At 65.1% G+C, this 25,192-nt stretch carries 24 protein-coding genes; 4 read left to right on the top strand and 20 right to left on the bottom strand.

The genetic code is table 11. The annotated features are described in order from the left end of the window. Positions 1-35: 35 nt before the first annotated feature. The 4 genes from BRAGE_RS0103120 to BRAGE_RS0103105 all read right to left on the bottom strand — a co-directional run bounded on the left by BRAGE_RS0103120 (position 36) and on the right by BRAGE_RS0103105 (position 3,753). Entirely contained in the window at positions 36-1,505 is a 1,470-nt protein-coding gene (locus tag BRAGE_RS0103120) for a YncE family protein (RefSeq protein WP_027560495.1), read from the bottom strand. A 9-nt stretch (positions 1,506-1,514) separates the two neighbouring features. Further along, a complete protein-coding gene (locus BRAGE_RS0103115; protein ID WP_035729316.1) occupies positions 1,515-2,048 on the bottom strand; it encodes a DUF305 domain-containing protein in 534 nt (177 codons plus the stop codon). Positions 2,049-2,149: 101 nt separating this feature from the next. Then, a complete protein-coding gene (locus tag BRAGE_RS0103110) occupies positions 2,150-2,935 on the bottom strand; it encodes an ABC transporter permease (protein WP_027560497.1) in 786 nt (261 codons plus the stop codon). After that, positions 2,935-3,753 carry an ABC transporter ATP-binding protein gene (locus tag BRAGE_RS0103105; RefSeq protein WP_027560498.1) on the bottom strand — a complete coding sequence of 273 codons (819 nt, stop codon included), beginning with the start codon at positions 3,751-3,753 and terminating at the stop codon, positions 2,935-2,937. The genes BRAGE_RS0103110 and BRAGE_RS0103105 overlap by 1 nt, the downstream gene beginning before the upstream one ends. Before the next feature lie 276 nt (positions 3,754-4,029). Between BRAGE_RS0103105 and BRAGE_RS0103100 the strand changes: the two genes are divergently transcribed. Both BRAGE_RS0103100 and BRAGE_RS0103095 read left to right on the top strand, forming a co-directional pair. Continuing rightward, a complete protein-coding gene (locus tag BRAGE_RS0103100) occupies positions 4,030-4,812 on the top strand; it encodes an ATP-binding cassette domain-containing protein (protein WP_027560499.1) in 783 nt (260 codons plus the stop codon). Continuing rightward, positions 4,809-6,368, top strand: coding sequence for a glycine betaine ABC transporter substrate-binding protein (locus BRAGE_RS0103095; RefSeq protein WP_027560500.1), 1,560 nt, complete (start codon positions 4,809-4,811; stop codon positions 6,366-6,368). Before BRAGE_RS0103100 ends, BRAGE_RS0103095 begins: the two co-directional genes overlap by 4 nt. Before the next feature lie 26 nt (positions 6,369-6,394). Here the strand turns inward: BRAGE_RS0103095 and BRAGE_RS0103090 are convergent, their stop codons facing one another. The 3 genes from BRAGE_RS0103090 to BRAGE_RS0103080 form a co-directional block, all read right to left on the bottom strand. Then, the gene (locus BRAGE_RS0103090) at positions 6,395-6,772 is read right to left on the bottom strand and encodes a rhodanese-like domain-containing protein (protein ID WP_027560501.1); all 378 of its coding nucleotides are present in this window, start codon (positions 6,770-6,772) and stop codon (positions 6,395-6,397) included. Positions 6,773-6,908: 136 nt separating this feature from the next. Further along, positions 6,909-8,621, bottom strand: coding sequence for a sulfatase-like hydrolase/transferase (locus tag BRAGE_RS0103085; RefSeq protein WP_027560502.1), 1,713 nt, complete (start codon positions 8,619-8,621; stop codon positions 6,909-6,911). Positions 8,622-8,935: 314 nt separating this feature from the next. After that, positions 8,936-9,589: a TetR/AcrR family transcriptional regulator gene (locus BRAGE_RS0103080; protein ID WP_027560503.1), complete on the bottom strand. Its 654-nt coding sequence runs from the start codon at positions 9,587-9,589 to the stop codon at positions 8,936-8,938. 106 nt (positions 9,590-9,695) lie between these two features. Here BRAGE_RS0103080 and BRAGE_RS0103075 point away from each other — a divergent pair, with 106 nt between their 5' ends. Further along, positions 9,696-10,316 carry a hypothetical protein gene (locus BRAGE_RS0103075; RefSeq protein ID WP_027560504.1) on the top strand — a complete coding sequence of 207 codons (621 nt, stop codon included), beginning with the start codon at positions 9,696-9,698 and terminating at the stop codon, positions 10,314-10,316. 110 nt (positions 10,317-10,426) lie between these two features. Here BRAGE_RS0103075 and BRAGE_RS0103070 read toward each other — a convergent pair whose 3' ends face one another. The 9 genes from BRAGE_RS0103070 to miaA all read right to left on the bottom strand — a co-directional run bounded on the left by BRAGE_RS0103070 (position 10,427) and on the right by miaA (position 20,093). Then, a complete protein-coding gene (locus BRAGE_RS0103070) occupies positions 10,427-11,275 on the bottom strand; it encodes an SDR family oxidoreductase (RefSeq protein WP_027560505.1) in 849 nt (282 codons plus the stop codon). Between the two features lie 515 nt (positions 11,276-11,790). Then, on the bottom strand, positions 11,791-12,810 hold the full coding sequence (gene ilvC / locus BRAGE_RS0103060) for a ketol-acid reductoisomerase (protein WP_027560506.1): 1,020 nt from the start codon (positions 12,808-12,810) through the stop codon (positions 11,791-11,793). 132 nt (positions 12,811-12,942) lie between these two features. Beyond that, positions 12,943-13,545 carry a LysE family translocator gene (locus BRAGE_RS0103055; RefSeq protein ID WP_027560507.1) on the bottom strand — a complete coding sequence of 201 codons (603 nt, stop codon included), beginning with the start codon at positions 13,543-13,545 and terminating at the stop codon, positions 12,943-12,945. 7 nt (positions 13,546-13,552) lie between these two features. Continuing rightward, positions 13,553-14,428, bottom strand: coding sequence for an EamA family transporter (locus BRAGE_RS0103050; RefSeq protein ID WP_027560508.1), 876 nt, complete (start codon positions 14,426-14,428; stop codon positions 13,553-13,555). 69 nt (positions 14,429-14,497) lie between these two features. After that, positions 14,498-15,187 carry a class I SAM-dependent methyltransferase gene (locus BRAGE_RS0103045; protein ID WP_027560509.1) on the bottom strand — a complete coding sequence of 230 codons (690 nt, stop codon included), beginning with the start codon at positions 15,185-15,187 and terminating at the stop codon, positions 14,498-14,500. A gap of 3 nt (positions 15,188-15,190) precedes the next feature. Beyond that, a complete protein-coding gene (gene ilvN / locus BRAGE_RS0103040) occupies positions 15,191-15,733 on the bottom strand; it encodes an acetolactate synthase small subunit (protein WP_027560510.1) in 543 nt (180 codons plus the stop codon). Between the two features lie 23 nt (positions 15,734-15,756). After that, positions 15,757-16,728 (bottom strand): threonine dehydratase, encoded by a 972-nt coding sequence (locus BRAGE_RS0103035; RefSeq protein ID WP_027560511.1) that lies wholly within the window; start codon positions 16,726-16,728, stop codon positions 15,757-15,759. 154 nt (positions 16,729-16,882) lie between these two features. Next, positions 16,883-18,658, bottom strand: coding sequence for an acetolactate synthase 3 large subunit (locus tag BRAGE_RS0103030; RefSeq protein WP_027560512.1), 1,776 nt, complete (start codon positions 18,656-18,658; stop codon positions 16,883-16,885). A 493-nt stretch (positions 18,659-19,151) separates the two neighbouring features. Beyond that, entirely contained in the window at positions 19,152-20,093 is a 942-nt protein-coding gene (gene miaA / locus BRAGE_RS0103025; protein ID WP_027560513.1) for a tRNA (adenosine(37)-N6)-dimethylallyltransferase MiaA, read from the bottom strand. A gap of 11 nt (positions 20,094-20,104) precedes the next feature. Between miaA and serB the strand changes: the two genes are divergently transcribed. Next, positions 20,105-21,010: a phosphoserine phosphatase SerB gene (gene serB, locus BRAGE_RS0103020; protein WP_027560514.1), complete on the top strand. Its 906-nt coding sequence runs from the start codon at positions 20,105-20,107 to the stop codon at positions 21,008-21,010. 95 nt (positions 21,011-21,105) lie between these two features. Here serB and BRAGE_RS0103015 read toward each other — a convergent pair whose 3' ends face one another. From BRAGE_RS0103015 to hflK, 4 genes are all read right to left on the bottom strand, one after another. Next, positions 21,106-22,602 carry a Do family serine endopeptidase gene (locus BRAGE_RS0103015; RefSeq protein WP_027560515.1) on the bottom strand — a complete coding sequence of 499 codons (1,497 nt, stop codon included), beginning with the start codon at positions 22,600-22,602 and terminating at the stop codon, positions 21,106-21,108. 157 nt (positions 22,603-22,759) lie between these two features. Further along, a complete protein-coding gene (locus BRAGE_RS0103010; RefSeq protein WP_027560516.1) occupies positions 22,760-22,966 on the bottom strand; it encodes a DUF2065 domain-containing protein in 207 nt (68 codons plus the stop codon). A gap of 70 nt (positions 22,967-23,036) precedes the next feature. Next, positions 23,037-23,933, bottom strand: coding sequence for a protease modulator HflC (hflC, locus tag BRAGE_RS0103005; protein ID WP_027560517.1), 897 nt, complete (start codon positions 23,931-23,933; stop codon positions 23,037-23,039). Then, on the bottom strand, positions 23,930-25,066 hold the full coding sequence (gene hflK / locus BRAGE_RS0103000) for an FtsH protease activity modulator HflK (RefSeq protein ID WP_027560518.1): 1,137 nt from the start codon (positions 25,064-25,066) through the stop codon (positions 23,930-23,932). Before hflK ends, hflC begins: the two co-directional genes overlap by 4 nt. Positions 25,067-25,192 lie beyond the last annotated feature (126 nt).

Below are 25,192 nucleotides of genomic sequence, written 5' to 3'. Positions count from 1 at the left end.
GCTCCGTCACCTCTTCGTGGCTGCTTTGGCCGAGGTCATTGCGCCTCGACCTGGACGGCCTCGCCGGGCGCGGCCGCATCGCCGGCGGCAATCACCAGGTAGCGCTTTGCGGCTGCGGCAGACTGATCGACGATCTGTCGGATCGGGCCGGCCGCGTTGACGATAGCAGATCCGGCCGGATTGGTCATGAACGCGGCCAGCGGCTGCAGCGGGCCGCTACCGTCGCCATGCTCCGCCAGGGCAAGCACATATTTCTGCTTGGGCTGCAGTCCCGTCACCGAGGCCTGCAAGATCTGAATCAGGCCTTGGTCGAACAGCGACACGCTGGTCGGCGGCTTGCCGTCCTTTGCACCATCTTTCGACGCGAGCGACAGATGAGCCACCTGTCCGGCAACGCCGAGTGCCTGAAGATTCTGGCGGTCATCGGGGTTGGGCGCAGCATTTGGAACATAGGCGATCGCCTGCGGCGCCTGGCCGATCGGAACGTTCCCGACCACCGTGTTGGTCGCCGTGTCGATGGCCACCAGCGCGTCGGCGTTCTCCAGTCCCACATAGATCCGGGTGCCGTCGCCGGACGGCCACACGCCGTGCGGCAGATTCCCAACCGGGATCGTGGCGACAAGCGAGAAGTCGTCGGTGCGGAACACCTTCACTTCGTTCAGTCCGCCGATGGTGACATAGGCGAACGTGCCCTTGGTGGTGTGCGCGAAGTTGACGTGATTAGTGATTGGACCGGTATCGATCGTCTTGATCGCGTTGAACGGGGGCTTGGCGTTGAACACCTGGGTACGGCCGACGTCCTTCAGCGTGAACCAGACCTGGTTTCCATCGGGCGTCGCCGCGATGTTCGGACAGAACGGACTTTCCTGCTTCACCTTGGCAATGATCTTGTGCTCGGCCACCGCGACGACGTCGGTCTCGGGATTGAACGACGAGCAGATGTAGCCGTACTTACCGTCTGGTGAGAAAATCTGCATGCCCGGCCCGTTCGGAGTCGTGATGCGGGTCTTCTCCTTGAAGCTGACGGGGTCGATGACGGAGATGTAGTTCTCGCCGCGAACGGTGACCCAGACCTCCTTGCCGTCGGGGGTGAAGAACGCCTCATGCGGCGATCGTCCGACATAAGTGGTGTGCTTGACCGCGTTGGTCGCGGTATCGATGAACGTCACCGAATTCGAGCCGATCGACACCACGGCAAGCGTCTTGTGATCGGGCGAATAGCCCATGCCGTGCACAAGCACCTGCCCCTTGTACAGCGGGCTGAAATTGCCGGGCTGCGGGTCGCCCAGCCGGATTACGCCAAGCAGCTTGTTGTCGACGGGGTCGGTGACCGAGACCGTGTTCGAGAACTGTTCCGCGGCGTAGACGCGGTCGTGGTGGCTGACCGGAATATCGGGGGCGGATAGCGCACCCGGCGCCTGCCCTGCCCATGCGGCAGAGCCCGTGGCGAGCATGGAGGCTGCCAGAAAGATGCTCTTCATCATATTGATTGGTGACGTGGTCATCTGCGGCTCCTACTTCTTCATTCCATTGGACATGTCCATCTGCATGCCCGGATGATGACCGGCAGCGACGGGAACGGGTGCCGACTGGGTTGGAGCAGGCGTGGTGTCCGTGGCAGGCTCGCCAATGGCGAGCTTCATGGCCGCGATCTCCTGCATCTGGTCGACGATGATTTCCTGGGCGATGCGCCTCAGCTGCTCGTTCTTGCCGTAGCGCAGTTCGATCACCGCCATGTCGATCGCGCCCTGATGATGCGGGTTCATCATCGCGACGAAGTCGCGGTCGACGTCGCCGGTCGGCTTGACCGTCATGTCGTTCATCATCTTGGTCATGGCGGCTTCGTTTTCTTCCAGGAACGCCCGTTCTTCTGCATTTTGCGCGGCCGGCGGGGCGGCTGGATGGGCTTCATGCGCGAACGCGAGCGGAGGCACCGCGAATGCGACCAAAATGCGCGCGGCAAGGAACGCCGTGCCGAGGCCGGGCCTGGGCCATCGACATCTGCTTGCGAGCGCTGCTACGGCGCGGCGAAATTGTAAGGAGGACATCGAAAACTCCCATGCGGGTGGTTGCATGGGGGTTTGACGCGCGGGCGCCCGTTCTATTCCGGCCGCTCAATCACATAAATGTCAGCGGGCAACGAGCCGGCCTAGCCGCGCCCGTCCACCGTCGGCCGCCACACCAGCAGCCGTCGCTCCACCAGCGTCACCCCGAAGTCGATCAGGATGACGAACGCCGACAGCACGAACATGCCGGCGAACACGCCGGCGACGTCGAACACGCCCTCGGCCTGCTGGATGAGATAGCCGAGCCCCGCCGCCGATCCCAGATATTCGCCGACGACCGCGCCGACCACGGCGAAACCGACCGAGGTGTGCAGCGAGGAGAACATCCAGGACAGCGCCGAGGGCCAATAGACGTGCTGCATCAGCTGCCGCTCGCTCATGCCGAGCATGCGGCCGTTATCGAGCACGGTGCGGCTGACTTCCTTGACGCCCTGATAGACGTTGAAGAAGACGATGAAGAACACCAGCGTCACCCCGAGCGCGACCTTGGACCAGATGCCGAGGCCGAGCCACAGCGCGAAGATCGGCGCGAGCACGACGCGCGGCAACGCGTTGACCATCTTCACGTAGGGATCGAACACCGCGGCAACGATCGGCTGGCGCGCGAACCAAAAGCCGACAAGAACGCCACCGAGCGATCCGATCACGAAGGCGAGGATCGATTCCGCGAGCGTGATGCCGAGATGCTTCCAAATCACGCCGGAGGCGAACCATTTCACGATCTGGCTGAAGACGTCGAACGGGTTGGAGAAGAAGAACGGCGGCAGCAGGATTTTGCCGAACACGGGAACGGTCGACAGCACCTGCCACAGCACGATGCAGACGACCGCGACCAGGACTTGCAGCGCGAACAGCGTCGGGCGCGACATCAGACCGCCTCCGCCGCGTGGGTGGACTGCGCGTAACCCTTCATCACCTCGTCCTTCAGCACGCTCCAGATCTCGCGATGAAGCGCGTGGAACTCCTTGTCGAGCCGCACCTCGAAAATGTCGCGCGGGCGCGGCAAGCTCACGCGCCAGGCGCCGATGATTCGCGAGGACGGCCCTGCCGACATGATCACCACGCGATCGGCGAGCGCGATCGCCTCTTCCAGGTCATGGGTGACGAACAGCACGGCCTTGCGGTCGGCGTTCCAGAGGTCGAGCAGCAGATTACCCATCACCTGCCGGGTCTGCGCATCGAGCGGCCCGAACGGCTCGTCCATCAGCAGGATCTTAGGATCGCGGATCAGCACCTGCGCCAGCGCCACGCGCTTGCGTTGGCCGCCGGAGAGCATGTGCGGATAGCGGCCGGCGAAGGCGCCGAGGCCGACCGACGTCAGCCATTTCTGCGCCCTTGGCAGCGCCTCGGCGCGCGGCGTGCCCTTGATCTCGAGCCCGATCGCGACATTGTCGAGCGCGGTCTTCCAGGGGAACAGCGCGTCGGCCTGGAACAGGTAGCCGGCGTCCCGGTTCAGCCCCGCAAGCGGCCGGTCGAATATCTTGACGTTGCCGGCAGCGGGCTTCAGCAGGCCGGCCGCGACGTTGAGCAGCGTCGATTTCCCGCACCCCGTGGGCCCGACGATGGCGACGAACTCGCCCTGCGCGACCGTAAGATGCGCCTTCTCCACCGCCGTATAGACCCGCCCGTCCCCGAGCCGGAACGCAACCTTGGCATCTTCCAGCGCCACTGCCGTGGGCGTTGTCATGTATTCCCTCCAGACTTGACCCGATGCCTTAGCCGCTCGCGCCGCCAAGTTCAATCAAGCCGCCAAGCGTGCTACGCATGGGCTCTTGCCGTGCTCTTACCCTCCCCTGGAGGGGGAGGGTCGGTTCACATGAGCGCAGCGAAATGTGAGACGGGATGGGGTGACAGGCTCTCCAATGAGGCGGTGCCCGTGTTGAGAGATCACCCCACCCCGCTCGCGCTTCGCGCGATCGACCCTCCCCCTCCAGGGGAGGGTAAGAGAAGCGAGCCGCGTCGAATGCCTTCCAAGCTGGCCATCAGCTACGCCCACGTCACCAAGAGCTTCGGCACGCTCAAGGCCGTCGACGACGTATCGCTTGATATCGCCGAGGGCGAGTTCGTAGCGATCGTCGGCGGCTCGGGCTCGGGCAAGACCACGTTGCTGCGGCTCGCCAACCGGCTGATCGAGGCCGACGGCGGCACCATCACGGTCGAGGGCGAGGACGTGCGAAACGTCGATCCGGTCGCGCTGCGGCGGCGGATCGGCTACGTCTTCCAGAGCGGCGGGCTGTTCCCGCATTTGAGTGTCGCCGACAATATCGGGATCACGCCCAAATTGCTGGGCGCGCCGGCGGCGGATATCGCGGTGCGGGTCGACGAGCTGCTGGAGCTCGTACAGCTCGACCGTAGCGCCCATCGCGACCGCCTCCCCGAAGCGCTCTCGGGCGGTCAGCAGCAGCGCGTCGGCGTGGCGCGGGCGCTCGCGGCACGCCCGCGCATCGTGCTGATGGACGAGCCGTTCGGCGCGCTCGATCCCCTCACCCGCGATGCGCTCGGCGACGATTATCGCGCGCTGCACAAGAAGCTCGGCCTGACCACCGTCATGATCACGCATGACATGACCGAGGCGATCCTGCTTGCCGACCGCATCGCGGTGATGCGCGGCGGCAAGCTGCTGGCGCAGGGCACGCCGGCGGAGCTCTCGAACAGCAGCGATGCCTATGTGCTGGAGCTGCTGAGGACGCCGCGGCGCCAGGTCGAGCGGCTGAACACGCTGCTGCCGCAGAGCGGTGCGGCATGAGCCTCCTCAATGATCCGCGCTGGGGCGAGGCGCTGGCGCATTTGCCGGACTATCTCGGCAACCATGTGCGGGTGAGTCTTGCCGCGCTCGCGCTTGGCCTTGCCGTCAGCCTGCCGCTCGCGATACTGACGCGCAACCGGCCCGCGCCGCGCGCGGTTCTGCTCGCGCTCGCCAGCATCGTGCAGACGGTGCCGGGGCTGGCGCTGCTGGCGCTGTTTTATCCACTGCTGCTGCTAGCTGCCTCGGTCACGCTCGCCTGGTTCGGCGTCTCTTTCTCCGCCTTCGGCTTCCTGCCGGCGATGCTGGCGCTGGCGCTCTATTCCATGCTGCCGGTGCTGCGCAACGGCATCACCGGCCTCAACGGCATCGATCCCGCGCTGATCGAGGCCGCCAAGGGCGTCGGCATGACCGCACGGCAGTCGCTCGTCATGGTCGAGCTGCCGCTGGCGCTGCCGGTGATGATGGCGGGCATTCGCACCGCCGCGGTGTGGGTGATCGGCACCGCGACGCTCTCGACCCCGATCGGGCAGACCAGCCTCGGCAACTACATCTTTGCGGGATTGCAGACCCAGAACTGGGTGTTCGTGCTGTTCGGCTGCTTTGCCTCGGCGCTGCTGGCGCTCGCGGTCGATCAGCTGCTCGGCCTGATCGAAGGTGGCCTGCGCCAGCGCCGCCGCCTGCGCACCGCGCTTGGCGGTATTGGAATTGCGGCGCTGGTCGCCGCAACGCTGGTGCCGACGATGGGGCGCTCGCCGCAGAATTATGTAGTCGGGGCCAAGACCTTTGCCGAGCAATACGTGCTGTCGTCCCTGCTCCGCGACCGCCTCCAGGCCGCCGGTCTCACCGCCACAGCGCGTTCGGGCCTCGGCTCCAGTGTGATCTTCGAGGCGCTGAAGGCCGGCGACATCGATCTCTATGTCGATTATTCCGGCACGCTCTGGGCCAACCAGCTGCACCGCACCGACATTAAGCCGCGGGCGGAACTGTTGGCCGACCTCAAAACAGCGCTCGCGAAGGATAACATCACCCTGCTCGGCGAGCTCGGCTTCGAGAACGCCTATGCGCTGGTGATGCCGAAGCAGCGCGCCGAGGCGCTTCATATCCGCAGCATCGCCGATCTCGCCGCACACGCGCCGACGATGTCGATTGCCGGCGACTACGAATTCTTCTCGCGGCCGGAATGGGCGGCGCTGCAAAAGGCCTATGGCCTCTCGTTCCGCGCCCAGCGCCAGATGCAGCCCGACTTCATGTATGCCGCGGTCGCCAGCGGCGAGGTCGACGTCATCGCCGGCTACACCAGCGACGGGCTGATTGCGAAATACGACCTCGTCGTGCTCGACGATCCCAAGCACGCGATCCCGCCCTATGACGCGATCCTGCTGCTCGCGCCAAAGCGCGCCGGCGATGAAAAATTGCAGACGGCGCTCGAGCCGCTGCTCGGCAAGATCGACATCGCGACCATGCGCGAGGCAAACCTGCGCGCCAGCGGCAATGATGCGAATTCATCACCCGATGCGGTGGCGAAGTGGCTGTGGGAGAAGGTGGGCCGGCGCTAGAGCGAGGCTCTGCGCCGCCGCCCTTGCTAGACCTTCTCGGTTGCCCCTCCGGCGTCGACCCAGTCCTTGAAGCCGCCGACGTTGTAGACATGGCTATAGCCCATGTCCTGAAGCAGCTTGCCGGCCAGCGCCGAACGGCCGCCCGAGGCGCAATAGAGGATCACCGTCTTGTCCCTGGCGAGAGCCTTGTCGTGATAGGGCGAGTCCGGATCGGCCCGAAACTCCAGCATGCCGCGGGAGACATTCAGTGCGCCGGGAATCTTGCCGCTCTTCTCGATTTCCGGCGCATCGCGCACGTCGAGCACGAGCGCGCCCTTGCCGATCATCTCCTTCGCCTCTGCCGGCGTGATCTTCCGCACGGCGGCGTTGGCGGCTTCGAGCATCTGTTTCACGGATATTGCCAATGTCGTCTCCTTAGGGTTGGCTGTTTGTCGAGCGCCCCCTTAGCCGGCATCGTCTGTCGTAGCGTCCACCGTTTGGAGGACAGCGCGAGGTGAAATATCGACGGATGCGGTGGCGAATGAATGGCCGCGATGGAAACTACAGCCCCCGGATCATCCCGGCATTGATCAGCAACCGATTCAACCGCCGCGCCTCCGCGCCGTCCTTGCAGCCGTAGAAGATGCCCTTGCAGCGGAGCATGATCTGCTTCTGCTCGGCGAAGGACGGATCGAGCGGGATGCCGGCAGCCTCCTGGATCACCAGCGGCAGATAGGGGCCGTCGACCGTGTCCATCACGGCCTCGGTTTTGACCGGCTCGAAATTGACGGCGTCGATCGCGTAATAGGTCGCGTAGAGACGCGGATCGTAGGCATCGAGCTTCTTGCCGATCGCGCCCTCGTCGAGCCCGGGCTCGAGCAGGTTCGGCGCGAATTCCGGCTGGTGATCGCCATAGCGCACGATCAGGAACGGCTCGCTCGGAAAGTTCTTCTTCAGACCCGCGACGAACGCCTTGTACTGCTCTGCGCTCATCGCCTGGCGGCGCAGATATTCGTCGATCGACGGCACATTGCCCGGCGCGCGCCAGTTCGGCAGCAGGTCCGGACGGTAGCGCGTCTCCCAGGGGAAATGATTGGCGCCGAGATAGATGAAGGTGAACAGCGGCTTGTTCGGCGGTTGCTGGCCCATCAGCTGCAGCGCCTTGTCATAGAAGAAGCTGTCGGGCTCGACATCCCTGGCGCCGAGGTCCTTCGCGTCGAGGAAGCGCTCGACGCCGGTCGTCAGCTGGAAGCTGCGCGCGCCCATGAAGCCGCCATGGGCGGGATAGAGCGACATCGTATCGTAGCCGCAGCGGCGCAGCGCCAGCGGCAGGCCGCGCTCGACCCGGTTGGATGCGATACGCGTCACGAAATAGGCGAAGCGGCCGAACGAGCGCGCGGAAAGTCCGGCGAGCACGTTGTATTCGGTGAACCAGCTCGGCCCGCCATTGCTTTCCGCAAGGAAGGTGCGCTGCCTGCCGTCCCAGGACTTGAAGTGATCGCCATAACGCGGCGGCACCTTGATGCCATCAGCCGCGCGGATGTCGAAGCTCGATTCATCATGGATCATGATGATGTTCGGCCGGCGGCCCGCGGGATGGCAGGCATCGACCAGCGGCATGTTGAGCCGCTCATTGGTCGAGGCCGCCGACTCCATGAGGCCGTACTGCGCGAAATCGGAGACCGCGGTGACGCCCGAGCGGAAGAATTTCGAGAGATAGCCATCGTCGTAATAGCCGCGCCAGGCCTCATCGGGATGATAGAGCGAATAGCCGACCAGCCCAGCCACGCAGGCGAGCATGGAAGCAAGCGCCGGCAAGCGCCGGATACGGAACGGATCGAGCCACCACAGCGCGTACATCAGCGGCAGCGTGACGAGACCGGCCCCGATCACCGACCAGCGCAAATTCGGGAAGATCGTGAACAGGAACGCGACGGTGTCGCGGTCGATCATCATCAGGTCGATGAAGTTGACCGTCATCTGCACCACGTCGTGCTTCAGCCGCGACAGCAGCACCAGCACGACGACCATGGTCAGCGACAGCGCGCCCGACAACGCCGGCCGCCGCAGCAGCGTGATCCAGAAGAAGTTGAGGATGCCCCAGGCGAGCGCGAAGGCGAGACGCGAGCCGAAATCGGTCTCAGTCTCATACATCAGCGCCAGCGCGGCGAGATGCGGCACCGCAACCGCGAGCAACCGCCAGATGCCGAGCGCGGCGACGCTCGCCAGTACGGCGGTGGTGGCAGAAGGACCTGGATTGGGCGCGGACGCCATCGACGGGCACGCAACTTCTGGTCCGGCGCGGTGATGCCAAGCCGTCGAGCCGGCCCCAGGACGGCTGCGGCGTCCGGCGCAGCCGGAAGCCTGCACCGTGTCACAAAACTGTAACGGAACCGTCACGGGCAGGCAACGCGATCCGGCGTCCGACCTTCGCTTAATGTTAGCAACGCGCGAATGTGCCGCACGCTTGGGCGCGCTGCCTTCAACTCTATCGGCTCACCCGAGGAGCCCGCGAAGCGCGCGGGGGGACTGGGGCCTCTATGGTTCGAGACGGCGCTGCGCGCCTCCTCACCATGAGGGTCGGATGGCTAGGCCTTCGCGATCCCGGCGATGAACAGATCGATCACCCCCTCCGCCATGCGGTCGATCTCGCCCGCCGCCACGCCCCAGCGCGGGAAGTGGCCGTCCAGATTCATCCGGGCGAAGCCATAGACCAGGGCGCGGCCGGCGATCTGGATGCGCTTGAGGTCGGCCGATCGCAGCAGGCCTTGGCTGGCGGCGTCAGCCAGCATCTGCTCGGTCAGCGCGATCAGCTCGGCATTGTCGCGGGTCAGCTCTTTGGAGCTGCCATGGGCGAAATAGCGCCCGGTGGAGATGATCTCGAAATGCGCGGGGTTGCGCATCGCCCAGCGCAAATACGCAAGGCCGAAGGCGCGGAAGCGGCCGAGTGGATCGGCCGCCGGTGCCTCGCCCAGGGCCGCCTCGATCTCGATACGAAAGCGCCGCTGTGCCTCCTCGGCCACCGCCGCCATGAGGGCATCGCGGTTCGGGAAGTGCCGGAATGGCGCCCCCGGCGACACAGCGGCACGGCGGGCAGCCTCGCGCACCGAGACCTCGGCACCCTCTTCTGCCAGTTGCAACGCAGCATCGATCAGCACGCGGCGGAGGTCGCCGTGATGATAGGGCCGAGCTTCAGGCGTCTGGCGGCGGGCGCGCGGTTTGGGCGGCTGTCGGGCGGTCATGGCGCTTCCTAGCATCACCCGAACGTGAATGTAAGCAGCGATTACACGGTTGACGGCCTCGCGGTAGCGAAATGTAATCGATGATTACATAACGGAGGAGATTGCCATGTCACAACGTCAAGGCTGGTTCGAAGGCTGGCGGCTGCTCGCCGTACTCACCCTGAGCCTGCTCGCGCTCAGCCTGTGGATCGCCTCGATGCGGCAGTTCGAGGTCGAGGGCGTACGCATGGTGATCCGCTTCACGGCGCGCAGCTCGCTGCTGCTGTTCTGCCTCGCCTTCAGCGCCGCGGCTTTGGCCCGGCTCCGGCCCAACCCCTGGACGCGATGGCAACGCCGCAACCGCCGCTATCTGGGCTTGAGCTTTGCGGCCTCCCACGCCATCCATGCGGCGGCGATCGTCGCCTTTGCCAACATGGATCCGGCCGGCTTTGCCGGGGCCACCTCCGCCGCCTCCTACATCTTCGGCGGCATCGGCTATGGCTTCATCGTCGCGATGAGCGCGACCTCGTTCGACCGCACCGCGGCGCTGGTCGGGCCGCGCGCCTGGCGCGCCCTGCACCTTGTCGGGGGCTATTACCTCTGGTTCCAGTTCATGGTGTCGTTCGGCAAGCGCGTGCCGGCGATGCCGCTCTATGCCGCGTTCCTCGTTCCGCTGCTCGCGGTAATGGCGCTGCGGCTGATCGCGATGGCCGCGCGTCCGCGCGGGCAAACCGTGGCGGCGGGCTGAGGGGCCCGCCTAAAGCGCGATGAGATTGGGATGAATCGTCATCGCGCTTTAGGTTGTTGTTTAAGCATGATCTTTTCGGAAAACCGCTTCGCACTTTTCCGGATCATGCTTTAGTGCGGCAACAGCCCGAGCCGCTTGGCGATGATGCGATCGAGCATCCGCTTCGGCAGCACGGCGCCAATCAGATGGCGCAGCGGATCCGGCGTGATCTGGTAACGTACCTTGGGGCTTGCCGCAGTCAGCGCTTCGAACACGATTTCGGCGATGCGCTCGGCGGGCAGGCCCTTGGCGCCGATCTCCATCATGAACGCCATGACCTTGTTCAGCGCCGGCAGGTAGGGCGAGTTCTGGTAGACGGACAGATCGATCTCTTCCGCCTTGCTCCAGATCGGCGTCTTCACCGCGCCGGGGGCGACGATGATGACGTCGATGCCAAACAGCATCAGCTCGCGGCGCAGGCTCTCCGACAGCCCCTCGACGGCGTGCTTGGACGTGCAATAGGGCGCCGACAACGGATTGCCGTTCCTGCCCGCGATCGAGCTGATCATCACGATCCGTCCCTTCGGCCCCTTCAGCGACGGGTCGGCGCCGAGCAGCGGCCCGAACGCCTGCGTCGCGATGACGGGGCCAATGACGTTGATGTCCATCTGGCGGCGGAAGTCGTCGGCCGACAATTCGAGCACGGGGCCGGCGACCGCGATGCCGGCATTGTTGACGAGGCCGGCCAGCGTCTCACCGCCGAGCGCCTCGCGAACTTGTCGCGCTGCAGCGAGGACTGCGGACTCGTCGGTGACGTCGAACAGCAGCGGCGTGAAGTTGTCGCCGAACTCACCCTTGAGCCGGTCGGCATCGGCCTGCTTGCGGACGCTGCCGAAGACGCGATAGCCGCGCCCGATCAGGAATTTCGCAGCGGCCCAGCCGATGCCGGTGGATGCGCCGGTGATGACGACGGATCGCATGGTCCCCTCCCCCTCGAGTTCCCGGGATCATGCAGGAGAAGGGTACGCCAGTGCAATGGACGGGGTTCTCAGGCCGCGCAACGACGGCGCTTTTCGTGCGAGTGAGGCGCCGCAAAGAAGGTGTAGCGGATGTGGAATCTTAGAATGAAGCGGCACGCGAACGGCGCTCGGCGAGATAACGAGCGCGATGAGACCGCGGATGAAGAGCCGAATCTTTGACTCTGAAGACGCTGGGCTTTTGGCGATCGGTATGTCTGAAAAAGTTCTGAGAAACGACGCGAGGTCAAGAATGTGGTTTAAGCGTCAGTTCTTGCTGCTCAGAGAGCAATTCAGCTCGCGAAGAATTTGAATGAAGCAGCAAAGCTTCGCGCGAGATGGAGAGAGCGAGACCGCCATTTGCGATCTCGCTCGTTTGTAGGGACGAAGGTTTAAGATTTGGTTTGGCGAGCGAAACTTGTGCTTCACCCGTCATTCCGGGCGCGCGTTCGCGCGAACCCGGAATGACGGCGATGCCGTCAGTTCTTCGACTTGTCGACCAGCGCGCCCTTCTTGATCCAGGGCATCATGTCACGCAGCTTGGCGCCGACTTCCTCGATCGGGTGCGCGGCGAGCTTGGCGCGGGTCGCCTTGAACGAGGTCTGGTTGACCTTGTTCTCGAGCATCCAGTCGCGGGCGAACTTGCCGCCCTGGATGTCGGCGAGAACCTTGCGCATCTCCTTCTTGGTCTCGTCGGTGATGATGCGCGGGCCGGTGACGTACTCGCCGTACTCGGCGGTGTTGGAGATCGAGTAGTTCATGTTCGCGATGCCGCCTTCATAGATCAGGTCGACGATCAGCTTCACTTCGTGCAGGCACTCGAAATAGGCCATCTCCGGGGCGTAGCCGGCTTCGACCAGGGTCTCGTAGCCACCCTTGATCAGCTCGACCAGACCGCCGCACAGAACCACCTGCTCGCCGAACAGGTCGGTCTCGCACTCTTCCTTGAAGGTGGTCTCGATGATGCCGGCGCGGCCACCGCCGACGGCCGAAGCGTAGGACAGGCCGAGGTCATGGGCGTTGCCCGAGACGTCCTTGGCGATCGCGATCAGGCAGGGCACGCCGCCGCCGCGCTGATACTCCGAGCGCACGGTGTGGCCGGGGCCCTTCGGCGCGATCATCAGCACGTCGAGGTCGGCGCGCGGGTCGAGCAGGTTGAAGTGGACGTTGAGGCCGTGCGCGAACACCAGGGCGGCGCCCTTCTTCATGTTGTCGTGAAGGTGGTCACGATAGATGTCACCCTGGAGCTCGTCCGGGGTCAGCATCATGACGAGGTCGGCCCATTTGGCGGCCTCGGCAACTTCCATCACCTTGAAGCCGGCGGCTTCCGCCTTCTTCACCGAGCCCGAGTCCTTGCGCAGCGCAATGGCGACTTCCTTGACGCCGGAGTCCTTCAGGTTGAGCGCATGGGCGTGGCCCTGGCTGCCATAGCCGACGATGGCGACCTTCTTGCCCTTGATCAGGTTCAGGTCGGCGTCGCGATCGTAATAAACACGCATAGTCGTTTCCTCGTTGCGGGCCGAAATCGGCCGTTGGTCAGTGTCCGAAGGGTGAAATTTGCGGATTTCGGGGGCTGTCTAGAGCATTTCGGCCCCTTAGGGAAACCCGTTTCTGCATGGAAATCCGCGGCATCATGCATCCATGAAAACGGGGTAGAGGGAGGCGAGCAGCAGGATCGCCATCAGGATATTGAAGGCGCGCACCAGCCGCTCGGAGGTCAGGACGGGCCGCAAGGCAGTGCCGAACAAGGCCCAGACCACGGTCGAGACCGTGCCGACCAGCAGGCTGATCAAGGTCTGGATCGCGATGTTCAGGGGGAATTGGGCGATCGCCGCATAGGCGGTGATGGTGCCAATCACGATCACCCAGCCCTTGGCGTTGATCCACTGGAACATGGCCGCGCCCCAGAAGGTCATCGGCCCGCGGGCGCTCTCCTCGCCTGGCTTGGCCGGACCCGAGAAGGCGATCACGACGGCGAGGTAAATCAGGTAGGCGGCGCCGGCATATTTCAGGATGGTCTGAAGGATCGGATAGGCCAGGAAGACGGTGCCGAGCCCGAGGCCGACGGTGGCGACCATGAAGGCAAAGCCGAGGACGATGCCGACGATGTGCGGGATGGTCCGGCGGAAGCCGTAGGTGAGGCCCGACGACAGCAGCATGATGTTGTTCGGCCCGGGCGTGAAGTACATCACGACCATGAAGGCGAGGAAGGCGTAGAACAGCGAGTAGGCCATCATCACCTCACGCGGTCTTCGGCAGCGCCCGGGGACGCTGAGCCAGCACCATCACGGCGATGCCGGCGATCACAGTCACCATGCCGGCCAGGCGCAGCGGCCCGAACCGCTCGCCGAAGACGATGCTGGAGGCCGCCGAGCCGACGAACGGCACCAGCAGCGCGAACGGCACCACCTGGGCCGCCGGGTAATCGCGCAGCAATCGGCCCCAGAGCCAGTAGGCAATGCTGGTGGAGATGGCGCCCAGCGCCAGCATGCAGAGCGCTGACGTCAGCGACATGTGTGTCAGCGAGGTCCAGGTGGGAGCGGGACCGTTGGCGACCAACGCCAGCACGAACAGCGGCACGGCCGAGGCAAGGCACAGCCAGGCGAACAGGTCGAACATCGGCACACCGCGGGCACCACGCAGCAGGAGATTGCCGACAGCAAAGCTGACCGGCGAGATCATCAGCACCGCAAAGGCACTGACGGTGAAATCATAGCCAACGGTGCCGCAGATCATCAGGAGGCCAGCGGCGGCGATGACGATGCCCAGCGTCTGCACCGGCGTCGGGCGTTCGCCGAAGGCGATCGCGGCGAAGCCGATGGTGAACAGCGCCTGGCTCTGCACGACGACGGAGGTCAGCCCCACCGGCACGCCGTGGGCGATGCCGTAGGCCTGCGACAGGAACTGGCCGAGGAACAGCGTGAAGCTGATCGCGATCAGCAGCGACCAGGCGACCTTCGGTTTGCGGATGAACAGGCACGGCACCGCGGCAATCGTAAAGCGCAACGCCGTCATCAGCTCCGGTGACAACTCGTCGAGCGCAATCCGGCTTGCCACGAAGGCAAGCCCCCAGATGATCGCCACCATGACGGCGATGAGGATGTCGGCCGGCTTCATTGTTGTTTCCGGTTCTGCCTTGTCGTGCAGCCCTGTTTGTTGTTCTGGTCTAGCCTTGCTCGCCGGCCTTTACGTGGAAGAATTGGGTTTCCGCAGCAGATACGTGCCGTGCATCGGCGCGTGGTAATCGGCTGAGACCAGCGTGAAGCCGACATCGGTCAGCATCCGCTCCATCACCCAGCCGAAGGTGGAATATTCATCGCGCATATGCGTCACCACGCCCCCGCGGGAAAAATCGTGGTTCTTGATCTGGAAATCGGCCCATTGCTCGACGTCGCGCTCGATCGCATCGGGCATCGAGGCGTAGACGATGTCGCGCAAATAGAAGCTGCCACCGGGCTTGAGCGCACGATAGATCCGCGACATCGCCACCGCCTTCCAGAAATCCGGCAGATGGTGCAGCGTGAACTCGCTGACGATCAGGTCGTAGGATTCCGGCCGGTAGGCGAAGCTGAGCAAGCCGGCGGACTGGGTGCGCACGGGCGCCTTGCGGTCGCGGGCGTAGATCTCGGCGAGCGCCAGCATCGCCGGCGAGATGTCGATGGCGTCGACCTCGGCGCCCATCAGCGCTGCTTCGGTGGCAAGCACGCCGTTGCCGCAGCCGATATCGGCGATGCGCCAGCCGCGCTGCACTCCGAGCATTTTCAGCGCGGCGCGCGCCCGCAGGTCGGCATCGTCATGGTTGTCGTAGATCGAGGCCACAGCGGGCTCGATCCCCATCCGGTTCCGCTCGTTGTAATACCAGTCGCGCGCCAGCATGGTTCACATCCCTTCAGGCCCGCGACCGATCGCGGCAACACCCGTGCGCGACACCTCGACAAGTCCGAGCGGGCGCATCAGGTCGATAAACTGGTTGATCTTGTCCGTGTTGCCCGTGATCTCGAACACGAAGCTCTCGGTGGTGGCGTCGATCACGCGGGCGCGGAACGCATCCGCCAGCCGCAGCGCCTCGACGCGATGCTCGCCCTGCCCGCGCACCTTGACCATCGCCAGCTCACGCTCGATCGAGCGCTTGGTCTGGGTCATGTCGACGACGCGGTAGACCGGGACCATGCGGTCGAGCTGGTGCTTGATCTGCTCGATCACCATCGGCGTGCCCGTCGTGACGATGGTGATGCGCGACAGGTGCTTCTGGGCCTCGGTCTCCGAGACGGTGAGGCTCTCGATGTTGTAGCCGCGCCCCGAGAACAGGCCGATCACGCGCGCGAGCACGCCGGGCTCGTTCTGCACGAGCACCGCGAGCGTGTGCGTCTCGTTGGGATCGTGACGGTCCTCGATGAAGTAGGCGGATGCAGGCTGGTTCATTGTCGTCCCCTCTTGTCTCTCCGTCACGCCATGGCCGGCGCGTCCGTTCCGACCCAACGGCGGAACAGATCGAAATCGATATTGCCGCCGGACAGCACGAGACCGACGCGCTTGCCCTTCAGCTTGCTCTTTTCTTGCAGTGCCGCAGCGAGCGCGGCTGCGCCGGCGCCTTCGGCGAGATTATGCGTGTCAGTCCAGTAGGCGCGAATTGCGGCGGCGACCTCGTCGTCGGTGACCTGAACGATGCGCGAAGCGCCCTTGCGGATCAGCGCCAGCGCATCCTCGTCAGGGATACGCGTTGCCATGCCGTCGGCGAGCGTATTGGCCGTCTCAGTCGTCACGATCGTGCCGGCTGCGAACGACAGCGCATAGGATGGCGCTTCCGTCGACTGCACGCCGACGATCTCGGTCTTCAGGCCCAGGAGATCGCGTGCCATGATGCAGCCGCAGATGCCGGAGCCCTGCCCGATCGGCACATAGAGAATGTCGAGATCAGGCGCGGCCCTGAACAGCTCGAGCGCATAGGTCGCAACGCCCAGCACGAGGTCCGGATGGAACGACGGCACCATGTGGAGGCCGGCGAATTGCGCGCGGCGCTCGGCCTCCTCGCGGGCGGCCTGGAAGTCCTCGCCATGCTCGACCAGCTCGGCGCCGAACGCCCTCATCGCCCGGTTCTTCTCGACCGAGTTGCCTGATGGCACGTAGATCACCGCGGGCATGCCGTGTCGGCTCGCCGCGAATGCGAGGCTCTGGCCGTGATTGCCGCGCGTCGCCGAGATGATACCTGGCGTGTTCGGCCGCTCTCGCTTCAGGCGGTCGAGATAGACCAGCCCGCCGCGCACCTTGAAGGCGCCGATCGGCGTATGGTTCTCGTGCTTGACCACGACCTCGGTGCCGAGGCGCTCAGCGAGTAGCGGCCAGCCGCGCGCCGGCGTTGCCGGCACCGCCTGCCCCACGATCACATGTGCGCGCTCGAGCTCCGTCAGGTCGAACATTGTGGTCCTTCCATCGACCATCTCATGCAGCCGTCATCCCCGCGAAGGCGGGGATCCAGTATTCCAGAGGCCCATGAGATTGATCGAGAGGCCGCGGCGTACTGGATCGCCCGGTCAAGCCGGGCGATGACAGCGGAGTTTGTGACCATCGCGCTCACACCAGCGCCTTGCCGCCGGCGAACGCCTTCGCCGTCGCCTCGTCGTTGGCCTGCTCGGGCAACAGCATCTCGTTGTGCGCCTTGCCGGAGGGGATCATCGGGAAGCAGTTTTCGAGCGCCGCGACGCGGCAGTCGAACAGCACCGGGCGCTTGACCGAGATCATCTCCTTGATGGCCCCATCGAGATCAGAAGGCTTGTGCACCTGCAGGCCGACGGCGCCATAGGCCTCCGCGAGCTTGACGAAATCGGGGAGCGCCTCCGAGTAGGAATGCGACAGCCGGTTGCCGTGCAGCAGCTGCTGCCACTGCCGCACCATGCCCATGTACTGGTTGTTGAGGATGAAGATCTTGATCGGCAGCTCGTACTGCACCGCCGTCGACATCTCCTGCATCGTCATCTGCACCGAGGCATCGCCCGCAATGTCGATGACGAGGCTGTCGGGATGGGCCACCTGCACGCCGACCGCGGCCGGCAGGCCGTAGCCCATGGTGCCGAGCCCGCCCGACGTCATCCAGCGATGCGGCTCTTCGAAGCCGTAGAACTGCGCCGCCCACATCTGGTGCTGGCCGACCTCGGTCGTGATGTACGTATCCTTGCCACGCGTTGCCTCGAACAGGCTCTGGATCGCGTGCTGCGGCAGGATGACGTCGTTGCTCTTCTTGTAATAGAGCGAATTGCGGGCCCGCCATTGCGTGATCTGCTGCCACCACGACTTGATGTCCGGCTTCTTCGCCTCCGCCTTGAACACCTGGATGATGTCGCCGAGGACGTTGCCGCAGTCGCCGATGATCGGCACGTCGACACGGATGTTCTTGTTGATCGAGGACGGATCGATGTCGATGTGGATCTTCTTCGAGCCGGGCGAGAACGCATCGACGCGGCCGGTGATGCGGTCGTCGAAGCGCGCGCCGACGCACAGCATGACGTCGCAATCATGCATCGTCATGTTGGCCTCGTAGGTGCCGTGCATGCCCAGCATGCCGAGCCAGTTCTTGCCCGAGGCCGGATACGCGCCGAGGCCCATCAGCGTGGACGTGATCGGGAAGCCGGTGACCTCGACCAGCTCGCGCAAGAGCTTGGTCGCCTCCGGGCCGGAATTGATGACGCCGCCACCGCTGTAGATCACGGGACGCTTGGCATTGGCGAGCAGAGACACGGCTTTCCGGATCTGCGTCGCATCGCCCTTCACGCGCGGCGCGTAGGAGCGGTGCACGTCGGATTTGCGCGGCGGATGATAGGTGCCGGTTGCGAACTGCACGTCCTTGGGCACGTCGACCAGCACCGGGCCTGGACGGCCCGACGTGGCAACATAGAAGGCTTCGTGCAGGACCTTGGCGAGATCGTTGACGTCGCGGACCAGCCAGTTGTGCTTGGTGCAGGGCCGCGTGATGCCGACCGTGTCGCATTCCTGGAACGCGTCGTTGCCGATCAGATGCGTCGGCACCTGGCCGGAGATGCAGACCAGCGGGATCGAGTCCATCAGCGCATCGGTCAGCGGCGTCACCATGTTGGTGGCGCCCGGACCGGAGGTCACCAGCGCAACGCCCGGCTTGCCGGTCGAGCGCGCATAGCCCTCGGCGGCGTGGCCCGCGCCCTGCTCGTGGCGGACCAGGATGTGCTGGACCTCGCTCTGCTGGAAGATCTCGTCATAGATCGGAAGCACCGCGCCGCCGGGATAGCCGAAAATGTCGGTCACGCCGTGGTCGATGAGCGCGCGGACGATCATCGCGGCGCCGGTCATCTGGTTCGGATCGTGGCTCTTGTCGGTCATTGGCTTGCTCCGGATGCGCTGTTGTCAGCGGCTTTCGTTCTGGGTTCGGGAAATAAAAAAGGCCCCGAAGAGGGCCCATGCACACCGCCTGTCTTGTGGATGGCAGCTAGCCACCCCCGGCGGTGTGCCTGGGTACGACGGCGATAAGGAGTTTGGTAATAATGTTACGCATGGCGGGCGCTCGGCTTCCCAAAGGTTGCGCGAAACATAACGGCCAAAGCCTAGATGTCAAGGCAAAGCGGCCGTTCCCGCGCGATTTAGGAAGTGTAGCGGTGTTCCCGGGGTTCGGCGAGAGGTAAATGCGGGAACCCGAACACAAAAGCGCGTCAGCCCGTCATTCCGGGGCGATGCGCAGCATCGAGCCCGGAATCCATAGCCACAAGCCTCGCTGGGGTCCGAGGGATCGCAGAATGCCGTCGCCACACGAGCGCTTGGGGGTATGGGTTCCGGGCTCGCGCTGCGCGCGCCCCGGAACGACGACCGAGCGAGGCTCTTATTCCTCGTCCCGCGCCGCGTTCACGGCGGCGGCGAGCCATCCCCTCGCCTCCGCCAGCTTCACCCACTCGAATTCGGGGAGTTGATGCCGGAACCAGGTGAATTGCCGCTTGGCATAGTGGCGGGTGTCGGCGCGGCCGATCGCGGCGGCGTCCTCCAGGCTGAGCTCGCCGCGCAGATGCCGCATCAGCGCCGGCACGCCATGGGCCTTCATCGCCGGCAGCAGCGGATCGAGCTGGCGGGCGGCCAGCCGCTCGATCTCCTTCAGCGCGCCGGCACCCAGCATCGCGTCGAAGCGGGCATCGATGCGGGCATAGAGCTCGTCGCGCTCGGGCGCGAGGAAGACCGCACGATAACTGTCCTTGGGCAATAGCGGCGGCTGGCCCTCATGGTGCCAGTCCAGCAGCGAGCGGCCGGTCGCCTCGATCACTTCGAGCGCGCGCGAGATCCGGGTCCGGTCGCGCAGGTTCAATCGCTCGGCAGCACGCGGATCGCGGCGTGCGAGTTCCGCATGCAGCGCCTCGACGCCGTTCTGCTCCAGCCGCGCCCGTACGTCCTCGCGCACCTGCGCAGGGATCGGGGGCACCACGGAAAGGCCCGCCGTCAGCGCCTTGAAATAGAGCCCGGTACCGCCGATGAAGATCGCTAGGCGGCCTTCGGCTTGCGCCTCCTCGAGCGCCTTGGCTGCATCGCTCACCCAGGCACCGGCCGAGAAATTCACGGCCGCATCAACATGGCCGTAGAGCCGGTGCGGCGCGCGCGCCTCCTCGCCATGGGTGGGGCGTGCCGTGATGATGCGGAGGTCGCGGTAGACCTGCATGGAATCGGCATTGATGACGATTCCGCCCGCGCTGAGGGCAAGCTCCAGCGCCAGCGCCGACTTGCCGCTGGCGGTCGGGCCTGCGATAAGCACGGCCTTGCTCGTACGTCCCTCGCTCACGAAAACCTCAAATGTCCCTCGTCGCGACGCTGATCTGCAACCCCGACAATCCCGCGCTCGACTCGACCATCGTCGACGGCGCCCGCGCCGTGCTGCCGAAAGCGCAACCGGCGCACTGGCTGTTCGACGGGGTTGCGGTCGATATTCCTTTCGGCGCGCAGGATAACCTCGAAGGCGACCGTCACGCCATCGAGCAGCGGCTCCGCGAGCTGCGCGGCGACCTGCCGATCGACATCGTGGTGCAGCCTGTCGGCTTCCGGCGCAAGAAGCTTTTTCTCGCCGACATGGATTCCACCATGATCGGCCAGGAATGCATCGACGAGCTCGCCGATCTCGTCGGGATGAAGGCCCATGTCGCAGCAATCACCGAACGCGCGATGCGCGGCGAGATCGAGTTCGAGCCGGCGCTGCGCGAGCGCGTCGCGCTGCTGAAAGACCTTCCCGCCAGCGTGGTGGACGAGGTGCTAGCCAAGCGCATCACGCTGACCCCGGGCGGCCGCGAATTGGTGGCGACCATGCGCAAGCACGGCGCCTACACCTGCCTCGTCTCCGGCGGCTTCACCCTGTTCACCAGCGCGGTCGCCGCCAAGATCGGCTTCCAGGAGAACCGCGCCAACGAGCTCGTCGTGCGTGACGGCAAGTTCACCGGCGAGGTCAAGGAGCCGATCCTCGGCCGCGCGGCAAAGCTGGCGACGCTGGTGGATCTGATGGAATCGTTCGATCTCGACGACATCGACTCCGTCGTGGTCGGCGACGGCGCCAATGACCTCGCGATGATCCAGGCGGCGGGACTGGGCGTTGCGTATCACGCCAAGCCGGCGGTGGCCGCGGCTGCGGCGGCGCGGATCGATCACGGTGATCTCACCGCCCTGCTTTATGCGCAGGGGTATCGGCGCGACGAGTTCGTGGAGACCTGACACAGTCGTCGTTCCGGGATGGTGCGAAGCACCAGACCCGGAACCTAGAGATTCCGGGTTCGGTGCTTCGCACCGCCCCGGAATGACAGATGAGGTTACTGCACGCTCAGCGCGACGAACCGCAATTCGCCATCGCCGTTCGAGACCAGCAGCAGCACGGACTTCTTGCCGTCCTTCTTGAGCTGGTCGACGCGCTTCTGGATGTCGGCGCCGCTGGAGACGGCCTCCTGTGCCACTTCGACGATGACGTCGCCCGCGGAGAGGCGCTTCTCGGCCGCATCCGAATTGGCATCGACATTGGTGACGACCACGCCCTTGACGCTGTCCTTGATCTTGTAGCGCGAGCGCAGGTCCTTGCTGAGCGCTGCGAGATCAAGGCCGAGCGCTTTCTGCGTCACCAGCTTCTCGGGCGGGGGCTCGTCGGTCTTCACCGCGGCCTGCACCTTCTCGGGATCCTGCAAGCGGCCGAGCGTGACCTTCTTGGTCTGCTCCTCGCCCTTGCGGATGATGACGACGTCGACCTCCTTGCCGACCGCGGTGTCGGCGACGACGCGGGAGAGGTCCTTCGGGTCCTTGACGTCCTTGCCGTCGAACTTGACCACGACGTCGCCGGGCTCGATGCCGGCGGGCTTGGCCGGGCCCTTGTCGTCGACCCCCGCAACCAGCGCGCCGCGCGCCGGCTTGATGTTGAGGCTCTCGGCGATCTCGTCGGTGACGCTCTGGATGCGCACCCCGAGCCAGCCGCGGCGGAGTTCGCCGAACTGGCGCAGCTGGTCGACGACACCCGCGACCGTCTTCGACGGCACGGCGAAGCCGATGCCGATCGAGCCGCCGGACGGCGAGATGATCAGGGTGTTGACGCCGATGACGTCGCCTTCGAGGTTGAACAGCGGGCCGCCGGAATTGCCGCGGTTGATGGCGGCGTCGGTCTGGATGTAGCTGTCATAGGGTCCCGAGGAGATGTCTCGGTTCTTGGCCGAGACGATGCCGGCGGTCACCGTGCCGCCCAGGCTGAACGGATTGCCGATCGCGACCACCCAGTCGCCGAGGCGCAGCTTGTCGCTGTCGCCGAACTTCACCGCGACCAGCGGCTTCGGCGGCTTGAACTTGAGCACGGCGAGGTCGGTCTTCTTGTCGACGCCGACCAGCTCGGCCTTGATCTTGGTGCCGTCGTTGAGGATGACGTTGATCTCGTCGGCATCCGCGATGACGTGGTTGTTGGTGACGACGACGCCCGCCGTGTCGATGATGAAGCCGCTTCCGAGCGAGTTGGTCTTGCGCGGCGGCCCGCTGCCATTATCGCCGCCCTTGCTGCCGCCACCGGGGCCTTTGCGGTTCTTGAAGAAGTCGTCGAAGAACTCCTCGAACGGCGAGCCGGGCGGCAGTTGCGGCATGGTGTTGGCGCCGCCCTTGGCCTCGACGGTCTGCGAGGTCGAGATGTTGACGACCGCGTCGATCACCTTCTCGGCGACGTCGGCAATGCCCTCCGGTCCGCGCGCGTAAGCCGGCGTGCCGAACACGCTGAATGCACTGACGGCGAGCGCGGCCAGCCCTAAACGCAAGCGGGTCCGGGCAATGGTGGCAGCGGTCATTGGTTTCTCCAGAGAAAAGGAATCGGCGCCAAGAATTCGGCTCCAAGACTGCGCTCGAACGGGGGGACGGCGCAAGCACGGAGCTTAACGGGCCTCAGGACCCGAATAATACGGCGAAAACCGGTTCTTCGCCTTCACTTTGGCGTTGTCGTGACGCTTAAACCGGGCGGCGCATAACCCAGATCAGGATCAGACCGGCCACAGCCGAGCCAATCCCGACCGCCCGCAGGATGTTGTCCGGTGTGGCGATGGCGCTCTTCATGGCTTTGCGCATCCAGTTCGGACTTGCCGCGAACATCAAGCCTTCCAGCACGAACAGGATGCCTAGGCCGATGAGGAAGTCGGCGAACGCAATGGACCTCATCGGATTGGAACCTCCCGTTGTGCTGTTCTTGTGTGGACGCAGGGCGGCAGACCTGCCGCCCTCGTCTAGCTTACGGTTTCGCCGGCGTCTCGGTCGCCGTCCTGCCGGACGGGCTACCGAAATACCGGAAGAAGTCCGAGCCCGGCCGCAGCAGGAAGCGTGTGTCGCTCGCCTTCAGCCCGTTCTCGTAGGCGGTCATCGACCGGTAGAAGGCGAAGAAGTCGGCATCCTTGCTGTAGGCCTCGGCGAACAGGCGGTTGCGCTCGGCATCGCCGGCGCCGCGGGTCTGCTCGGCCTGCGAATTGGCTTCCGCGACAATGACGGTCGCCTCACGGTCGGCCTTCGACTTGATCTCCTGTGCCTTCTGGCCGCCCTGGGCGCGGAACTCGGCAGCTTCGCGCTCGCGCTCGGTCTTCATGCGCAGATAGACCGCCTGGCTGTTCTGCTCCGGCAGATCGGCGCGACGGATCCGGACGTCGACCACCTGGATGCCGTAGCCGTCGGCCTCGCGATCGAGCTGGTCGCGGATACGCAGCATCAGCTTCTCGCGGTCGTCGCGCACCACGTTGATGAAGGTGACCTCGCCGAGCACACGGCGCAGCGCCGCGTTGAGGAGCGTGGTGAGCTGGATGTTGGCGGCCTGGATCGAACCGACGCTCTGGTAGAAGCGTAGCGCGTCCTTGATGCGGTAGCGCGCGAAGGCGTCGACCACGAGCCGCTTCTGGTCGGACGCGATCGCTTCCTGCGACGGGTTCTCGAGGTCGAGGATCCGCTTGTCGATGTTGATCACCGAATTCCACGGCGCCTTGAAGTGCAGGCCGGGTGCGGTGACGACGTCGACGGGCCGACCGAACTGCAGCACGATGGTCTGCTCGGTCTGCTGCACCGTGAACAACGACATGTAGCCGACGATCACGACGAGCAGGAGCGCGAGCAGCGTGACGATACCTGTGACCGGAGACCTCATCGGTTGCCTCCGCCCGACTGCTGGCCGCTGGTCGGCGGCCGCTTGGTCGTCAATTCATTGAGCGGAAGGAAGGGCACGACGCCCTGGCCCGAGGGGCCGCCATCATAGACGAGCTTGTCCGCGCCGCCGAGCACCCGCTCCATGGTCTCCAGATAGATCCGTTCACGCGTCACGTCGGGCGCCTTCTTGTATTCCTCGTAAACCTTCAGGAAGCGCGCACTCTGGCCCTTGGCCTCGGCGATCGCCTGCTCCCTGTAGCCTTCGGCAGCCTGGAGGATCTGCGCCGCGCGTCCGCGCGCCTGCGGCACCACCTGGTTGGCGTAGGTCTGGGCTTCGTTCTGCAGCTGCTCGAGATTGGCGCGTGCCGCCTGGACGTCGCGGAAGGCAGCAATCACCTCGCCCGGCGGGTCGACCTTCTGCATCTGCACCTGGGTGATGAGAATGCCGGAGCCGTAGCCGTCCAGGGTCCTCTGGATCAGTTCCTGCACGCCCTGCTCGGTGACGTTGCGCGCGCCGGTCAGGATCGGCTGGATCTGCGATCGGCCGATCACCTCGCGCATCGCGCTCTCGGCGACCGCCTTCACGGTGCCTTCGGGGTTCTGGATGTTGAAGAGGAAGTCACCGACCCCGTCCGGCTTGATGCGCCAGAGCACGGTGAAGTCGACGTCGACGATGTTCTCGTCGCCGGTCAGCATCAGGCTCTCTTCCGGCACGTCACGAATGGAGCGGCCGCGCCGCGCCGGATCGTCGATCAGCGTCATGCCGATCGAGATGGTGTTGACGCGCAGCGCCTTCGGCAGCAGCACGGTCTCGATCGGATAGGGCAGATGATAGTTCAGGCCCGGCTGCACGGTGCGAACGTGCTTGCCGAAGCGCAGCACGACGCCGAGCTCTTCGGACTGCACGCGGAAGAAGCCCGACAGCAGCCAGAACGCAACGATGATCAGGATGATCAGCGTGATGCCGATGCCGGAGAAATAGCCGCCCGGCATGATCTGCTGGAGACGGTCCTGGCCGCGGCGCAGAAGGTCTTCCAGATCCGGCGGCCTCGGCCCGACCGGTTGCGGGCCCGTGCCCCATGGTCCTTTCGGACCCGAGCCCCATGGGCCACCGCCCTGATTCTTCCACGGCATTCGACGCTCTCCTCGGCAGACCGGGACTAGAACTAACCCGGCCCGCATTGTCCGGTCCGGCTTTATAGGGGACCGGCAGGTCCCTTACAACGCAGCCCTCGCCGCCTTCCGAGCTATGCTCGGGCA

The sequence above is a fragment of the Bradyrhizobium genosp. SA-4 str. CB756 genome, assembly GCF_000473125.1.
Lineage (GTDB): Bacteria > Pseudomonadota > Alphaproteobacteria > Rhizobiales > Xanthobacteraceae > Bradyrhizobium > Bradyrhizobium arachidis.
This window is presented reverse-complemented; position numbering and strand designations above follow the sequence as displayed.

Bases quoted from the DNA above. Each gene is read 5' to 3' on its own strand.
- BRAGE_RS0103075 (WP_027560504.1), top strand. From the start codon at position 9,696: ATGTCACAACGTCAAGGCTGGTTCGAAGGCTGGCGGCTGCTCGCCGTA.
- BRAGE_RS0103105 (WP_027560498.1), bottom strand. From the start codon at position 3,753: ATGACAACGCCCACGGCAGTGGCGCTGGAAGATGCCAAGGTTGCGTTC.
- BRAGE_RS0103110 (WP_027560497.1), bottom strand. From the start codon at position 2,935: ATGTCGCGCCCGACGCTGTTCGCGCTGCAAGTCCTGGTCGCGGTCGTC.
- hflC (WP_027560517.1), bottom strand. From the start codon at position 23,933: ATGAGGTCTCCGGTCACAGGTATCGTCACGCTGCTCGCGCTCCTGCTC.
- BRAGE_RS0103120 (WP_027560495.1), bottom strand. From the start codon at position 1,505: ATGACCACGTCACCAATCAATATGATGAAGAGCATCTTTCTGGCAGCC.
- serB (WP_027560514.1), top strand. From the start codon at position 20,105: ATGTCCCTCGTCGCGACGCTGATCTGCAACCCCGACAATCCCGCGCTC.
- BRAGE_RS0103100 (WP_027560499.1), top strand. From the start codon at position 4,030: ATGCCTTCCAAGCTGGCCATCAGCTACGCCCACGTCACCAAGAGCTTC.
- ilvC (WP_027560506.1), bottom strand. From the start codon at position 12,810: ATGCGTGTTTATTACGATCGCGACGCCGACCTGAACCTGATCAAGGGC.
- BRAGE_RS0103095 (WP_027560500.1), top strand. From the start codon at position 4,809: ATGAGCCTCCTCAATGATCCGCGCTGGGGCGAGGCGCTGGCGCATTTG.
- BRAGE_RS0103045 (WP_027560509.1), bottom strand. From the start codon at position 15,187: ATGCTGGCGCGCGACTGGTATTACAACGAGCGGAACCGGATGGGGATC.
- ilvN (WP_027560510.1), bottom strand. From the start codon at position 15,733: ATGAACCAGCCTGCATCCGCCTACTTCATCGAGGACCGTCACGATCCC.
- BRAGE_RS0103015 (WP_027560515.1), bottom strand. From the start codon at position 22,602: ATGACCGCTGCCACCATTGCCCGGACCCGCTTGCGTTTAGGGCTGGCC.
- BRAGE_RS0103055 (WP_027560507.1), bottom strand. From the start codon at position 13,545: ATGGCCTACTCGCTGTTCTACGCCTTCCTCGCCTTCATGGTCGTGATG.
- BRAGE_RS0103030 (WP_027560512.1), bottom strand. From the start codon at position 18,658: ATGACCGACAAGAGCCACGATCCGAACCAGATGACCGGCGCCGCGATG.
- BRAGE_RS0103080 (WP_027560503.1), bottom strand. From the start codon at position 9,589: ATGACCGCCCGACAGCCGCCCAAACCGCGCGCCCGCCGCCAGACGCCT.
- hflK (WP_027560518.1), bottom strand. From the start codon at position 25,066: ATGCCGTGGAAGAATCAGGGCGGTGGCCCATGGGGCTCGGGTCCGAAA.
- BRAGE_RS0103035 (WP_027560511.1), bottom strand. From the start codon at position 16,728: ATGTTCGACCTGACGGAGCTCGAGCGCGCACATGTGATCGTGGGGCAG.
- BRAGE_RS0103010 (WP_027560516.1), bottom strand. From the start codon at position 22,966: ATGAGGTCCATTGCGTTCGCCGACTTCCTCATCGGCCTAGGCATCCTG.
- BRAGE_RS0103085 (WP_027560502.1), bottom strand. From the start codon at position 8,621: ATGGCGTCCGCGCCCAATCCAGGTCCTTCTGCCACCACCGCCGTACTG.
- BRAGE_RS0103070 (WP_027560505.1), bottom strand. From the start codon at position 11,275: ATGCGATCCGTCGTCATCACCGGCGCATCCACCGGCATCGGCTGGGCC.
- BRAGE_RS0103050 (WP_027560508.1), bottom strand. From the start codon at position 14,428: ATGAAGCCGGCCGACATCCTCATCGCCGTCATGGTGGCGATCATCTGG.
- BRAGE_RS0103115 (WP_035729316.1), bottom strand. From the start codon at position 2,048: ATGTCCTCCTTACAATTTCGCCGCGCCGTAGCAGCGCTCGCAAGCAGA.